This window comes from Streptosporangium sp. NPDC006007 (assembly GCF_040614315.1).
Classification (GTDB): Bacteria; Actinomycetota; Actinomycetes; order Streptosporangiales; family Streptosporangiaceae; genus Streptosporangium.
This window is the reverse complement of sequence record NZ_JBEXUG010000005.1, coordinates 144,014-157,608: the sequence shown is the minus strand read 5'-3', so window position 1 is coordinate 157,608 and position 13,595 is coordinate 144,014. Positions and strand designations below refer to the sequence as shown.

Annotated in this window: 14 protein-coding genes; 4 read left to right on the top strand and 10 right to left on the bottom strand. The window is 70.3% G+C overall.

Annotation, left to right across the window (positions count from 1 at the left end):
• Positions 1-45: 45 nt before the first annotated feature.
• A complete protein-coding gene (locus ABZ194_RS06360) occupies positions 46-1,134 on the bottom strand; it encodes a substrate-binding domain-containing protein (protein ID WP_355592960.1) in 1,089 nt (362 codons plus the stop codon).
• 79 nt (positions 1,135-1,213) lie between these two features.
• On the opposite strand from ABZ194_RS06360, the gene ABZ194_RS06355 reads away from it, so the two are divergent.
• Both ABZ194_RS06355 and ABZ194_RS06350 read left to right on the top strand, forming a co-directional pair.
• On the top strand, positions 1,214-1,699 hold the full coding sequence (locus tag ABZ194_RS06355) for a MarR family transcriptional regulator (protein WP_355592958.1): 486 nt from the start codon (positions 1,214-1,216) through the stop codon (positions 1,697-1,699).
• 469 nt (positions 1,700-2,168) lie between these two features.
• A complete protein-coding gene (locus tag ABZ194_RS06350; protein WP_355592956.1) occupies positions 2,169-3,725 on the top strand; it encodes an alkaline phosphatase D family protein in 1,557 nt (518 codons plus the stop codon).
• A 258-nt stretch (positions 3,726-3,983) separates the two neighbouring features.
• On the opposite strand, the gene rocD is transcribed toward ABZ194_RS06350, so the two are convergent.
• The 5 genes from rocD to ABZ194_RS06325 all read right to left on the bottom strand — a co-directional run bounded on the left by rocD (position 3,984) and on the right by ABZ194_RS06325 (position 9,113).
• Positions 3,984-5,195, bottom strand: a complete 1,212-nt coding sequence (rocD, locus tag ABZ194_RS06345) for an ornithine--oxo-acid transaminase (protein WP_355592954.1) — start codon at positions 5,193-5,195, stop codon at positions 3,984-3,986.
• 43 nt (positions 5,196-5,238) lie between these two features.
• The gene (gene ddaH, locus ABZ194_RS06340; protein WP_355592952.1) at positions 5,239-6,033 is read right to left on the bottom strand and encodes a dimethylargininase; all 795 of its coding nucleotides are present in this window, start codon (positions 6,031-6,033) and stop codon (positions 5,239-5,241) included.
• 108 nt (positions 6,034-6,141) lie between these two features.
• A complete protein-coding gene (locus tag ABZ194_RS06335) occupies positions 6,142-6,615 on the bottom strand; it encodes an Lrp/AsnC family transcriptional regulator (protein ID WP_355592950.1) in 474 nt (157 codons plus the stop codon).
• 216 nt (positions 6,616-6,831) lie between these two features.
• Positions 6,832-7,539 carry a DUF5941 domain-containing protein gene (locus tag ABZ194_RS06330; protein ID WP_355592948.1) on the bottom strand — a complete coding sequence of 236 codons (708 nt, stop codon included), beginning with the start codon at positions 7,537-7,539 and terminating at the stop codon, positions 6,832-6,834.
• Entirely contained in the window at positions 7,536-9,113 is a 1,578-nt protein-coding gene (locus tag ABZ194_RS06325; RefSeq protein WP_355592946.1) for a CDP-alcohol phosphatidyltransferase family protein, read from the bottom strand. Before ABZ194_RS06325 ends, ABZ194_RS06330 begins: the two co-directional genes overlap by 4 nt.
• A gap of 160 nt (positions 9,114-9,273) precedes the next feature.
• On the opposite strand from ABZ194_RS06325, the gene recO reads away from it, so the two are divergent.
• Positions 9,274-10,011, top strand: coding sequence for a DNA repair protein RecO (gene recO / locus ABZ194_RS06320; RefSeq protein WP_355592944.1), 738 nt, complete (start codon positions 9,274-9,276; stop codon positions 10,009-10,011).
• Positions 10,008-10,787 (top strand): isoprenyl transferase, encoded by a 780-nt coding sequence (locus tag ABZ194_RS06315; protein ID WP_355592942.1) that lies wholly within the window; start codon positions 10,008-10,010, stop codon positions 10,785-10,787. Before recO ends, ABZ194_RS06315 begins: the two co-directional genes overlap by 4 nt.
• A gap of 58 nt (positions 10,788-10,845) precedes the next feature.
• Here ABZ194_RS06315 and ABZ194_RS06310 read toward each other — a convergent pair whose 3' ends face one another.
• The 4 genes from ABZ194_RS06310 to ABZ194_RS06295 form a co-directional block, all read right to left on the bottom strand.
• Positions 10,846-11,394, bottom strand: coding sequence for a CGNR zinc finger domain-containing protein (locus ABZ194_RS06310; RefSeq protein WP_355592940.1), 549 nt, complete (start codon positions 11,392-11,394; stop codon positions 10,846-10,848).
• 169 nt (positions 11,395-11,563) lie between these two features.
• Positions 11,564-11,968 carry a transcriptional repressor gene (locus ABZ194_RS06305; protein ID WP_355592938.1) on the bottom strand — a complete coding sequence of 135 codons (405 nt, stop codon included), beginning with the start codon at positions 11,966-11,968 and terminating at the stop codon, positions 11,564-11,566.
• Positions 11,965-12,798, bottom strand: a complete 834-nt coding sequence (locus ABZ194_RS06300; protein ID WP_355592936.1) for a metal ABC transporter permease — start codon at positions 12,796-12,798, stop codon at positions 11,965-11,967. Before ABZ194_RS06300 ends, ABZ194_RS06305 begins: the two co-directional genes overlap by 4 nt.
• Positions 12,795-13,547, bottom strand: coding sequence for a metal ABC transporter ATP-binding protein (locus ABZ194_RS06295; protein WP_355593153.1), 753 nt, complete (start codon positions 13,545-13,547; stop codon positions 12,795-12,797). Before ABZ194_RS06295 ends, ABZ194_RS06300 begins: the two co-directional genes overlap by 4 nt.
• Between the last annotated feature and the right edge of the window lie 48 nt (positions 13,548-13,595).

Sequence of the window (13,595 nt, the reverse complement as noted above, 5' to 3'; positions counted from 1 at the left end):
TTTAGGATCAATCCTTGAAACGGAAAGGTTTTCCGGTGCGGATTCTCAGCGGACTATGTCGAAGTCGAGGCCGTCCGCCCGGCCGATGTGCGCGCCCCGCCGTACCATCCGGTTCCGCATGGTCAGGCGCCCGCGCGCGGTGACGACGGAGGTGCCGTCGGCGATCGCGTCCACCACCGGGACGTGGAGGGTCCCGGCGCGGCGGGCGAGGGCGGTGAGCATCAGAACCGCCTCGTAGCAGCCCTGGCCGTGCCCGTTCAGCAGGGGCGCGCTGGAGCCGAAGCGGCGGGCGTAGCGCTCGCCGAGGCTGAGGCTGTCGTCGGTGACGAGGCTCGCGAAGTATCCCATCGCGCCGTAGAGCTCGCCGGTCGCGTCGCCGCCGATGCCGAGCAGGCCGTGCTCCTCCAGCGCTCCGCAGAGCCGGGGATAGGGCAGGCCGGCCGCGCCGTAGGCCCGGTTGAAGGTGACCAGGTCGCTGCCGATCAGGCTGAGCAGCACCGCGTCGGGCCGGCTGGCGACCAGCTCCTCCAGCACCGGGGCCAGATTCCGGCTGCCGTACGGGACGAATCGCTCGCCGACCACCGTCACGCCGCCGGCGGCCAGATGACGGCGGGCCGCCGCGTGGACCAGACGGGGCCAGACGTAGTCGTTGCCCAGCATGAACCACCTGCGGGCCCGGCGCCGCTCGATCAGCCAGTCGAGGCCGGGTCGGAGCTGGTGTTCGGGCGTCTCGCCCAGGAAGTAGACCCCCGGGGCCTGGCCGCCCCCCTCGTACGGCGGGGCGTAGACGAACGGTATGCGCCCGGCCAGCGCCCGGACCGTCGCGATCCGCACGTCGCTGCCGCAGGTGCCGACCACCGCGTCGACCACCCCGGTGCGCGCCAGCCCGCCGACCTCGGCCGCCACCTGTTCCTGCGGGCGGCCACCGTCGATGAGCACCAGCTCGATCGGCCTGCCGAGCATCCCGCCCGCGAGGTTCACCTCGTCGGCGGCGAGGATCGCGCAGTTGATCGCGCACGGCCCCACAAGCCCGAGGACTCCGGAGACGGGGACCACGAGCCCGACGCGCAGACCGTTTCCCTGGAGCAGCTGTGCTTCCAGGGGCTCGATGACCGGTGTGATGGCTTCTGCCACAGGGACGAGTATCCTCCTGAAAAGACGGGTATGGCAGGTCCATTACTTAGCCGGGATAGCAGGCGGGAGTTTTCACGTGGTGACGACCGGACTGGGATCCTCGCTCGCCTACCTCCTCAGCAGGGCCGAACGCAGTGTCAACCGGGGGCTCGCGGCCGTGCTGACCGCCGAGGACGTGACCGTGGAGCAGTGGCGCATCCTGCGTGCTCTCGCCGACGATCGCGGCCACTCCATGGGAGACCTGGCCGAGGCCGTGCTGATGCCGCACCCGACGCTGACCAAGGCGATCGACCGGCTCATCGACCGTTCGCTGGTCTACCGCGGACACGACCCGGCCGACCGCCGCAAGGTCGCGGTCTTCCTCGCCGGCCGGGGAGCCGAGCTGCTGGACCGGGTCGAGGGCGGGGTCGCCGGACACCACCGGGTGATCGAGGACGCCTACGGCACCGAGCGCACCGAGCGGCTCATGCTCGAACTGGAGAGACTGGTCCACGCCCTGGACGCGCCGGCCTCCGGCAGGCCGTCGGCCGAGCGTCTCGTCGTGGGCCCGGCCCTCCGTTCCTGAGGGGCGCCGGGAACCCGCCCGAGTTTTCCGAGGGTCCCCCCGCGACCTGCCCGAGTGCCCGGTGACGCCGGGCACGGACGCCCTTGACGACCTTAAAGAGAGGGTAAAAAAGCTCAAAGATCCCGCGGGCGGCCCCGGGGGCCGTCATCGCGGCGCCCGCCCGGATGAGCCGCCGTGCGGCCCGGCCCCGCCGGGGATCTGACCGTGTCGTGGGCGAGAGCGCGGCCGGCGGTCACCTTGCACGGCGGACGGTGGCCACCGGATGATTTGTCATACTTTTACCAGGTGGTGCGGTCACTTGCGATCCTGTGGCCGCGTTTTGGGTATTCCCCTACTTTGGTGTCATCCGTTGTTATCCGCCCCGGTGTCCGGGCACTGTGAAGGTCCGGGCACCGTGATGGGACGTGCCGACAGGGCGGGCTTCAGGACGTCGGAGCCCGCCGGTTGAGTAGTGGCTGAGGGGTTGAACGTGCCGGAACTGGTGGTCGGGCCGCTGCTGCGTTACGTGGACGAGACGAGCGCGTCGATATGGGTGGAGACCAGCGAGCCGTGTGAGGTGACGGTCGAGGTCGGCGGGGTGGAGACGCGGGCGCGGACGTTCTCCGTGCACGGCCACCACTATGCGATCGTGGACGTCTCCGGGGAAGGGACCTATGAGGTCCGCCTCGGCGGGAGGGCCGTCTGGCCGTTGCCGGACCAGCCGCCCAGCCACATCCGGCTTCTCGGCCCCGGAGGGCCGCGGCGGGTGATGTTCGGTTCCTGCCGGACCAGCGTGCCGCACGACATGCCGCACACCGTCTCCCACGGGGTGGACGTTCTGCGCGCCTACGGCTGCACGTTGATGGAGCGGCCGCGGGAGGAGTGGCCCGACATGCTCCTGCTGCTCGGCGACCAGGTCTACGCCGACGAGCCCTCCGCGGAGATGCTGAAGTTCATCGCCGGGCGCAGGGACGACGAGCCGAAGACCGAGATCGCCGACTTCGAGGAGTACGCCGAGCTGTACCGGGTCGCCTGGACCGACCCGGAGATCCGCTGGATCCTCTCCACGGTGCCCAGCGCCATGATCTTCGACGACCATGACCTGCGGGACGACTTCAACACCTCCGCCTCCTGGCGCGAGAAGATGGCCGGGGTTTCGTGGTGGCGGCGCCGGGTCGTCTCCGGGCTCGGCGCCTACTGGGTCTACCAGCATCTGGGCAACCTGTCCCCGGCGGAGCGCGCGTCCGACGAACTGCTCGGCAAGCTGTGCGCCGGGGAGGAAGACGGGGCCGATCTTCTCGACGCCTTCGCCGAACACTCCTACCAGGTCCCCGCCGACAACCGCTGGAGCTACTGCCGCGACCTCGGCGACACCCGTCTGATCATGCTCGACTCGCGCTGTGCCCGCCAGCTCACCCCCGGCGACCGGCGCATGATCGATCCGGTGGAGTGGGAGTGGCTCACCGAGCAGCTCCACCGGGACGGCGCCGAGCGCTTCGTGATCGGCACCTCGGTGCCGTTCCTGCTGCCCGCAGGCATCCACCACATCCAGAACTGGAACGAGGCCCTGGCCCAGGGCGCCTGGGGCAGGCGGGTGGCCCGGTGGTCCGAGGCGCTCCGCCAAGCCGTCGACCTGGAGCACTGGGCGGCCTTCCGCCGCTCCTTCGAGGACCTGTCCAGGCTGCTCGCGGCGCTGGGCAAGCCCGTGGTCCTGCTCTCCGGCGACGTGCACTACTCCTATGTGGCCAAGGCCAAGGGGCTGCCCATCTACCAGCTTGTCTGCTCGCCGATCCGCAATCCGCTGAGCCGTACGCTCCGGCTGGCCAACATCGTCGCGCAGTTCGGCCTCGCCACCCTGATCGGCGGCAGCCTGTCCCGTCTGGCCAGGATCCCCAGGCCGCCGTTCAGCTGGCGGATCATCCACGGCCCGTGGTTCTCCAACGCGGTGGCCGGCCTGTCGCTGGACACCGTGCCGCTCTCCGTCCGGTGGGACACCGCCGGAACCAACGGGATCTCGGAGATCAGCACGGTGGAGCTCACCCCCTAGGGACGTCTCCGGGGAGTGCCCGCGAGGGAGCGCCGCCGGTACCGGCGCAGGGCGGACGGTGGCGCGAGCGCTCCCGGGGTCCGTCCGCCCGGATACGGCCCGCGCCCCGTGAGCGCTCTCGCTCCCCCCGGCTCCCGCGGCGCGTCGCGGCCCTCGGCCGAGGTGTCGCGACGACCACGAGAACGACAGGCGGGACGCGGGCCGTACTCGCGTGGTCCTGTACGGTCCTGTACGGTGCCGTACCGGGCCCGTGCCGGGTTACCCGGCGTATTCCCTGAGGGCGTCGGCGAGCTGGTCGACGGCCCAGTTGAGGTCCTCCTCGGAGACGACGATCGGCGGGGCGAGGCGGATGGTGGAGCCGTGGGTGTCCTTGGCCAGGACGCCGCGGCGCATCAGCGCCTTGGAGATCTCCCGGCCGGTGGCGAGGGAGGGGTCGACGTCGATGCCGGCCCACAGGCCCCGGCAGCGTACCGAGACCACGCCCTGGCCGATCAGGCCGCGGAGCCTGTCGTGCAGCACCGCCCCGAGCTCCTTGGCCCTGGCCTGGTACTCGCCGGTGTTGAGCATCTCGATGACGGCGCCGGCCACCGCGCAGGCGAGCGGGTTGCCGCCGAAGGTGGAGCCGTGCTGGCCCGGCCTGATCACGCCGAGCACGTCCTCGTCGGCGGTGATCGCCGAGACCGGGACGACACCGCCGCCCAGGGCCTTGCCCAGCACGTAGACGTCGGGCACGACCCCCTCGTGGTCGCAGGCGAAGGTCTCTCCGGTGCGGCCGAGGCCGGACTGGATCTCGTCGGCGATCATCAGGATGTTCTCCGCGGTGCACAGCTCGCGGACCTGGGCGAGGTAGCCGTCCGGGGGGATCAGCACGCCGGCCTCGCCCTGGATGGGCTCCAGCAGCACCGCGACGGTGTTGGCGTCGACGGCCTCGCGGATCGCCTCGATCGAGCCGTACTTCACGACCTTGAAACCGGGGGTGTAGGGGCCGAAGTCGTCGTGGGCGTCCGGATCGGTGGAGAAGCTGATGATCGTGGTGGTGCGGCCGTGGAAGTTGTCCTCCATCACGATGATGTTGGCCTGGTCCTGGGCCACGCCCTTGACCTGGTAACCCCACTTGCGGGCCACCTTGACGGCGGTCTCCACGGCCTCGGCGCCGGTGTTCATCGGCAGGACCATGTCCTTGCCGGTGAGGTCGCCCAGGCCGGCGGCGAAGGTGGCGAACTGGTCGTGGAAGAAGGCGCGGCTGGTCAGAGTGAGCTTCGCCAGCTGCTCCTGGGCCGCTCCGATGATCTTCGGGTTGCCGTGGCCGAAGTTCAGCGATGAGTAGCCCGACAGGCAGTCCAGGAACCTCTTGCCCTCCACGTCGGTCACCCAGGCGCCCTGCGCCTCGGCGATCACGACGGGAAGAGGATGGTAGTTATGCGCGCTACGGCGCTCGCTGAGTTCAATGAACTCTTCTGTGCTCGTCATCCGATACTCGCCGTTCCTTGGTTCGTGACCGTCCTACCTTGAGTTATCCCCGGATCTCCAACGTGCAGCACTTGGGGCCGCCGCCTGCCTTGCGGAGCTCCGACAGCTCCACCGGGACGACCTCGAAGCCGCGACGCTTGAGCTCCAGCTGGAGGCCGGTCGCCTCTGCGTTGATGACCACGTTGGTGCCGTCGCTGACCGCGTTGAGTCCCAGCACGGTCGCGTCATTCTCGTCTGCGATGACGGCGTCGGGGAAGAGGCTTCGCAGCACCTCCTGGCTCCCCGCCGAGAAGGCCCCTGGGAAGTATGCCACGTTATGTCCGTTTAGCGGGAACAGGGCGGTGTCCAGGTGGTAGAACCGCGGGTCCACCAGCCGCAGCGACACCGTCGGCCGGCCGAGGAACTCCTGGGCCTCGCCGTGCGCGCCGACGTCGGTGCGGAACCCCGTCCCGGCCAGCACCAGATGGTCGAGCGTGAGGAAGTCGCCCTCGCCCTCGTTGGTGAAGGCGGGCTCGTGCAGCCGGTCGTAGCCGTTGCGGGCGAACCAGTCCAGGTAGGCGGGCCCCTCGGCCGCGCGCTCCCGGTGGGTGAACCGCGCGCCGTACACCCGGCCGCCGACGACCAGTGCCCCGTTGGCGGCGAAGACCATGTCCGGCAGGCCTTCCACCGGGTCGATCAGGCTGACCCGGTGTCCGAGGTCCTCGTAGGCGCTCTTGAGCCCCTCCCACTGCCGGACCGCCACCTCACGGTCGGCGCCGGACTCGGGGTCCATCCACGGATTGATCGCGTACTCGACCGCGAAGTGGTCGGGCCGACACATGAGGTAGTGCTTGGTCATGGAAACCCCGTAAGGGACGTCGTGGTGAGGACGGCATAAGCCTAGAAACGGGGGTTCACGCGGGCCAAGAGCTTGTTTTTGCGTGTTGGCGCGGGTTTGTTGCGTATTTCAGGCGACGAACGGCGATTCGTTGTGTGAGGTGATCAATGGCGCGTCGATCAGGCGGGAGAGCACGATGGAGCTCTTGGTCCGCACCACGAACGTCTCCGAGGCGATGCGCTCGATCACCTGCTCCACGTGGCGCACATCGGTGGCCCTGATGTGCAGCAGGGCGTCGGCCTCACCGGTGATGGTGCACGCGGAGACCACCTCGGGATGACGGGTGACGGCCACCCCGATCTCCGCCGGCGAGGTCTTACCCGCGCAGAACAGCTCCACATAGGCCTCGGTGGTCCAGCCGAGCGCCGCGGGTTCCACCCGGGCGGTGAATCCGGTGATGGCCCCCGTCTCGCGCAGCCGGTCCACTCGCCGTTTCACCGCCGACGCCGACAGGCCCACACGCTGGCCGATCTCCGCGTAGGTGGCACGGGCATCCTCGACGAGCGCCCCGATAATGTCACGATCCAATCTGTCTAGTTCCACGTTGTTTTCTAGCACAGTGAGAGACCGCGAGAGACTTTCGCGGCCCCCCCGGGAGGCCCGGGAGGATCCCCGATGGTCCAGGCCGTTTTGGAACGAGTCCACCTGCGGCGGGTGTCCCGGGCCCCGCCCCGCGGCGGTCCCGGGATCGCTCCATGTCCCCGGCGGACGGCCGCTCCGGGTCTCACGGCGGGCCGGGGTCTCGGCCGCGCAGGTGTCTCAGGCGGTCTCGGCCTCGCCGGTGGCCTGCTCCATGGCCTCCTCGGGGGAGGCCTCCAGGTCGTCACCGGCCTGGGCGAGCGCCGTCGCCTTGTCCAGGCGGACCCAGCTCGTCACGCTCTCCACGGCGAACAGCACGCCGAGGTAGAGCGTGAGCGCGGCCAGCACCCAGGTCAGCACGCCCAGCGCGGCCCCGGCGCCGATCAGCAGCAGCCGGATCTCCCAGCCCAGGCCCGCCTTGAACACCCAGTCGGGCGGCCAGATGCTCTGCCGCGTCCGGTACACCGTGTCGTAGGTGTGGTAACCGATCACGTAGATCAGCACGAACAGCATCCACTTGGGCGCCCCGGCGTCCAGGCCGATCAGGATGATCGTGAGAAACTCGGTCCCCCGGATCAGCGGCGGCACCAGCCAGTCGAGCCGGCCCAGGTGGTCGCGGGCCGCGGTCGGCAGTACCAGGGCCACCATGATCAGCACTGGGACGAGCAGGATCGGGCCGTCCTTCAGCAGCCCGGTCGCCGCCATCGCGACGATCGCGAGCAGCGCGACGGCGACGGACGGAACCGGGGGCAGTCCCGGGCCGACCCGGCCGCGGAGCGCCGCCACCAGCGGGCCGTCGTCGCGGTAGGCGAGGAGCCGGGCGGTCTGGACGCGCAGCCGCTCCTCGTAGGGGTCCGGGGCGGGGGTGGTCTGCGGCTGGGTGATCATGCGAGTGACCTCATCAGACGTCCGGTGAGAGAGTAGGTGGCGCCGATGCCACCCCAGATGATCAGGGTGAGGAAGGTGACCCGGGCGTCGAAGAGGGCGCCGACGATCGCGATGGCGGCGAAGCGCTCGCCGATCGGGAACACGATCATCTTGCGGACCCAATAAACGATCTTGTACTTGCCCGCCTTGGCCCAGATCCTCAGCAGGCCGCGGATCCCGCCGCTGCGTGCGATCTTCCGCTGCTCCAGGGCCGCGCGAAGGTCGGTGTCGGGACTGACCGACAGCGATACCGAGGGCAGCGGCGACGGGGGCCTGCGCCGGTTGGCCGCGCCGAAGGAGAAGTCCAGCAGGTGCCTGATGGACTGCACGCCGAGCGCGATCAGTGCCAGTGTCCACACGTCGCCCACGCCGGAGACGGCCGCGCCGACCGCCAGACCGGCGAAGACCACATACTCTTTGAACCGGTCGAAGGTGGCGTCCAGCCACGCCCCGAGCACACCGAACTTGCGGGCGTAGCGGGCGACCTGCCCGTCCACGCAGTCGAACACGAACGCGAAGTAGATCAGGATGCCGCCGGCGACCATCCCGGCCCGCGCGCCGGTGGCGAAACAGGCCGCCGCCACCACGCCCAGCGCGATCGAGATCAGTGTGACCTGGTTGGGCGTGAGCCCGCGCCGGGCGGCCCAGCGGGCGATGAAGCGCGAGTAGGTGCTGACGAAGTAGGTCGTGAAGAAACCGTCGGCGCCCTTGACCGCGTTGTTCAGCCGGGCCTGGTCCTCGTTGAACGACGACATCTCGGCCACCGCCTGGGCGGCCTCCTCCGGGGTGTTCAGCCGGCGGAAGAACAGGTCCCGCCGCCCCCGGACGCCGACCGAGACGCCCCGCCGTACCAACCCCAGGACCAGGAGCTGGACCAGGTCGTCCTCCGGGCCGAACAGGTGGGCCATGTCCGCGAGCTCGCGGGCGGCCTCCGCCAGCGTGGCCGCGTGTTTGTGGTGCAGGTGCAGCGGGCCGAGGAGGACGGAGTTGGGACGGGTGACCGCGTGGAAGGCCGAGCCCACCGAGATCACCCGGGACTTGCCGGCGCGGACCCGGACGGGGAGGCCCTCCAGGGTCCGGTCGCCGATCTCCGGCAGCGCCTCCTCGATGGGGACGTCGGGGACGATGGCGTCGCCGTTCTCGTCCTCCTCGCGGGGCTCCTTGACGATCAGCGCGAGCGCGCCGCGCTTCGATTTGGTGATCTGGTAGATCAGCTCGTCGTGGATCAGTGAGCCGGCCGGGAGGATAAGCAGGTTCTCGGTGGCGTGCTCGACCGCGTCGGCCACGGCGCGCAGGTCGCCGGCCAGATCGGAGGTCTGGACGAGCCGCCCTGGCAGGCCCCGGTAGGCCGCGGCGTCGCCCGAGCGGGCGATCGTCACCGGTGCGGGGTCGAGGGAGGCGAGCTGGCCGTGCAGCTTGCCGATCACCGTGGGGCAGCCGGGCAGCGCGGGCAGAGTCAGCGCGGCGGACGGGGTCGACTGACCGGGAGCGGCATCGGGGCCGGGGGATGAACCCAGCAGGACCACGCGGGGCATGGGACCCTTTCATGCAGGGATGGGGTGAAACATGGCGCGGAGAGGTCGCCAGGGGCCAAAGTTTAATGAGTTTTAGGGGAACAACACGCACTCGTGATCCATCCGTGCCCGTTGATCATGATTGAAGCCCCGCCACGCAGGTCACCGCTAGACTGATCGGGTGAGTCTGTACCGTGACGAGGGCGTCGTGCTCCGCACCCACAAGCTGGGCGAGGCCGACCGCATCGTCACCGTTCTGACCAGACGGACCGGCAAGATCCGGGGTGTGGCCAAGGGGGTCAGGCGGACCATGTCGCGCTTCGGCGCGCGGCTGGAGCCGTTCACCCACGTCGACCTTCAACTCCACACCGGCCGCACGCTCGATGTGATCACCCAGGCCGAGACCATCCGCCCGTACGGCGAGGCGCTCGTGGCCGACTACCCGCGCTACACGGCGGGCACCGCGATGCTGGAGACCGCGGACCGGCTGATCATGGCGGAGAAGGAGCCGGCCCTGCGGCAGTTCCTGCTGCTGGTCGGAGGGCTGCGCACACTCGGGGGCGGGGAGCACGAGCCCCGGCTGGTGCTCGACGCCTACTTCCTGCGCTCGCTGGCCGTCGCCGGTTACGCCCCCGCGCTGGAGGCGTGCGCCCGGTGCAAGGGCACCGCGCTGCGGGCCTTCGCCATCGTGGCGGGGGGAGTGGTGTGCGGGGCCTGCCGTCCCGCGGGCGCCGCGGTGCCCGCCGGGGAGACGATCACCCTGATGGCCTCGCTGCTCAAGGGCGACTGGCCCACCGCCGACGCCTCCGACCACCGGCACCGCGTCGAGTGCAGCGGCCTGGTCGCCGCTTATCTCCAATGGCACCTGGAGCACGGCATACGCTCTCTCCGACACGTAGAAAGGGAGCCCGCCACGTGAACATCCGTCCCCCGTCCCCTCACCCGTCCGGCGCCACCCCGCCCCCCATCCCCCGTGACCTCGTGCCGCGGCACGTGGCGATCGTGATGGACGGCAACGGCAGATGGGCCAAGCAGCGCGGTCTGCCGCGCACCGAGGGGCACAAGGCGGGGGAGGCGTCGCTCTTCGACGTGATCGAGGGCGCGATCGAACTGGGCGTCCCCTACCTGTCGGCCTATGCCTTCTCCACCGAGAACTGGAAGCGCTCCCCCGACGAGGTGCGCTTCCTGATGGGCTTCAACCGCGACGTCATCCGCCGCCGCCGGGACGACCTCCACGCGATGGGGGTCCGGGTCCGGTGGGCCGGTCGGCCGGGACGGCTCTGGAAGAGCGTCATCCAGGAGTTGCAGGACGCCGAGCGGATGACCGAGGGCAACTCCACGCTGACCCTGCAGTTCTGCGTCAACTACGGCGGTCGCGCCGAGATCGTGGACGCCGCGCTGCGCCTGGCCCAGGACATCGCCGACGGGCGGGTCAAGCCGGGCCGGGTGAAGGAGGAGACCTTCGCCCGCTATCTGGACGAGCCGGGGATCCCCGACGTGGACCTGTTCGTGCGCTCCTCCGGCGAGCAGCGCACCTCCAACTTCCTGATCTGGCAGACGGCCTACGCCGAGATGGTCTTCCTCAACCGCCTCTGGCCCGACTTCGACCGCCGTGACCTGTGGGAGGCCTGCGAGACCTACGCCAAGCGCGACAGGAGGTACGGCGGGGCCGTGCCCAACGCGGTGCGGACCTGAGCTGAGCCGGCCGGCCCCCGCCGCGCCAGCCCGGTCCGGGTGGTCCCCGGGGGGCGTCTCAGGCGCGGCGGCGGGCCCGGTAGGCGGCGACGTGCATCCGGTTGCCGCAGGTGCGGCTGTCGCAGTACACCCGGGAGCGGTTGCGCGACTCGTCCACGAAGAAGTTGTCGCAGTCGGGGGCCGAGCATGTGCGCAGGCGCTCCCACTCGCCCTCGACGAGCAGGTGGGCCAGGGCGACGCCCAGGTCGGCCGAGAGATGCTCGTTGAGCGAGGCCCCCGGCGCGAAGTAGTGGATGTGCAGGGGGTGGCCGTCGTGCTCGGTCAGCCGGGGGATGATCCGGGTCCCGCTCAGCAGCGTGTTCAGCCGAATGGCCGCGGTGGCCTGGTCGGGGGCGGCGAAGACCTTGAGGAACGCCTCGCGGAGGGCCCGAACCCGGGTCAGGTCCGTGGTGGTCAGCTCGCCTATGCCGCTGACCTCGCGGCGTTCCACGAACGCGCCGAGCTGGCGCAGGTCGGTCAGGCAGTCCGGGCCTCCGGTGGCCGGGGAGGTGTTGACCAGGTCGACCACGGTTGCGAGTGAGTGCACCATGTCATGTCCGAATGGCACGTTGACTCCTGTTGGGTGCGGTTTTGGCGCGGGGAACGTGCACGGGGGTCCGCCGTTCCGGAAGATTATCTCTCCGGCACGTGATCGGGGGGCTTTCCCCGCCGCGCGTCACGGGTTCGCCGCGGGCGGGGCCCGCGGCCGTGTGAGCCCACCGTGACACCGGGGCGGTTCAGGCCCGGCCCACGACCTCGGGTACCTGGACGGTCGCGCACGAGGCGCAGGTGCCGAAGACCTCGACCGTGTGGGTCACCTCGGTGAAGCCGTGCTCGGAGCCGACCGCCTCGGCCCAGCGCTCCACCGCGGGACCGGCGACCTCCACGGTCCGGCCGCAGTGGCGGCAGACCAGGTGGTGATGGTGGTCCCCGCTGGTGCACGCGCGGTAGACCGACTCCCCGTCGTCGGTCCTGAGCATGTCGACGTGGCCGCTGTCGGCGAGAGCCTGCAGCGCCCGGTAGACGGTTGTAAGCCCAATTTTGGCTCCTTCTGCACGCATTTCGGCGTAGACGTCCTGCGCGCTACGGAAGCCCTCGCTGTGGCGGAGAACGTCATGGACGGCATCGCGTCTGTTGCTCATGGAATGGACTCCTGTGGTCGGCTCCGGCGTACGAATCTACCGAGCCCGAGGGCCAGGACGAACCCTCCGAGCGCTACGATCACAATGATGGCACCCGGGGGCACCTTGACATAGAACGACGAGGTGAGCCCTCCGAGCGTGGCGGCCATTCCGAACAGCATGGAGAGCAGCATCGTGCTCCGGAAGCTCCGGGTGAACTGCTGGCTGGTCGCCACCGGGACCACCATCAGCGCGCTGACCAGAAGCAGCCCCACCACGCGCATGGCGATGACCACGGTCAGCGCAGCGGTGACGGCGATCAGCAGGCTCAGGAAGCGCACCGGCAGGCCACTGGCCTTGGCGACCTCCTCGTCCTGGCAGAGCACGTAGAGTTCGCGTCCGAAAAAGAGGACGACACCCAGAACCGCCGCGGCCAGCACGGCGATCACCCACACGTCCTCGACGGTGACGCTGCTGATCGACCCGAACAGATAGGACATCAGGGTGGAGTTGCCGCGGCCCGGCGCGAGCGAGATGAGCAGCACGCCTCCGGCGATGCCGCCGTAGAACAGCAGCGCGAGCGCCACGTCGCCGCCGGTCCTGCCGCGCTCGCGGACCAGCTCGATGGCCACGGCGCCGGCCACCGAGACCACCACGGCGGTCAGCACCGGGGCGGTGTCGGTCAGGAAGCCGAGCGCCACACCGGTCAGCGCGACGTGCCCGATGCCGTCGCCGAGCAGGGCCAGGCGGCGCTGCACCATGAAGGTGCCGATGGCGGGGGCGGCCAGGCCGACCAGGAGGGCCGCGATCAGCGCCCGCTGCATGAAGTCGAATCGCAGAAGCTCGATCACGACGTGGGCCTCCAGTCGAGCGGGCTCAGGGGGGTCTCGTCGGCGTGCGGATGCACGTGGTCGTGGCCGGGCAGGGCGTGCGTGCCGACCGCGTGGGGTGGCGGCCCATCGTGGCACACGCACCCGTCCCTGAGCACCACCGCGCGGGTGATCAGCGGTTCCAGCGGGCCGAGCTCGTGGGCGACCAGCAGAACCGTCCTGCCCTGGCCGATGAGCCTGCCCAGCGTGTCGGCCAGCAGTTGCCGGCTCTCGTGGTCCACGCCGGCCGTGGGCTCGTCCATGACGAAGGTGTCGGGTTCCCCGGCGAGGGCGCGGGCGATCAGCACCCGCTGCTGCTGTCCCCCGGACAGGGCCTGAACCGGATCGGCGGCCCGATGCGCCATGCCGACGGCCTCCAGGGCGCGGTCGGTCGCCCGGCGGTCGGCCGCGCCGGTCGGGCGGAACCGCCGCTGTCTGGCGATCCTGCCGGAGGCGACGACCTCGCGGATGGTGGTCGGCACGCCGCCGCCCACCGAGAGCCGCTGGGGCACGTAGCCGATCCGCCGCCACTCGCGGAATCGCGCGGGTGGAGTGCCGTACAGCAGGGTCGTGCCGCCGGACAGGGGGCGTAGACCGAGCAGGGCGCGGATGAGGGTGGACTTGCCCGACCCGTTGGCCCCCAGCACGGCCACCGCCTCGCCGGGTTCGATGGTCAGGTCGATGCCGCGGAGCACCGGGCGGCGGTCCAGGGTGACCTGGCCCCCGTTCATGCTGAAAACCGCTTGGTTGGATGTCACAGATCGCCTTATGAGCAGCGG

What these genes read in the sequence shown, in the direction of transcription:
- ddaH (WP_355592952.1), bottom strand. Translation starts at nt 6,033, where the DNA reads ATGACCAAGCACTACCTCATGTGTCGGCCCGACCACTTCGCGGTCGAG.
- ABZ194_RS06295 (WP_355593153.1), bottom strand. Translation starts at nt 13,547, where the DNA reads ATGAACGGGGGCCAGGTCACCCTGGACCGCCGCCCGGTGCTCCGCGGC.
- ABZ194_RS06305 (WP_355592938.1), bottom strand. Translation starts at nt 11,968, where the DNA reads ATGAGCAACAGACGCGATGCCGTCCATGACGTTCTCCGCCACAGCGAG.
- ABZ194_RS06325 (WP_355592946.1), bottom strand. Translation starts at nt 9,113, where the DNA reads ATGCCCCGCGTGGTCCTGCTGGGTTCATCCCCCGGCCCCGATGCCGCT.
- ABZ194_RS06330 (WP_355592948.1), bottom strand. Translation starts at nt 7,539, where the DNA reads ATGATCACCCAGCCGCAGACCACCCCCGCCCCGGACCCCTACGAGGAG.
- rocD (WP_355592954.1), bottom strand. Translation starts at nt 5,195, where the DNA reads ATGACGAGCACAGAAGAGTTCATTGAACTCAGCGAGCGCCGTAGCGCG.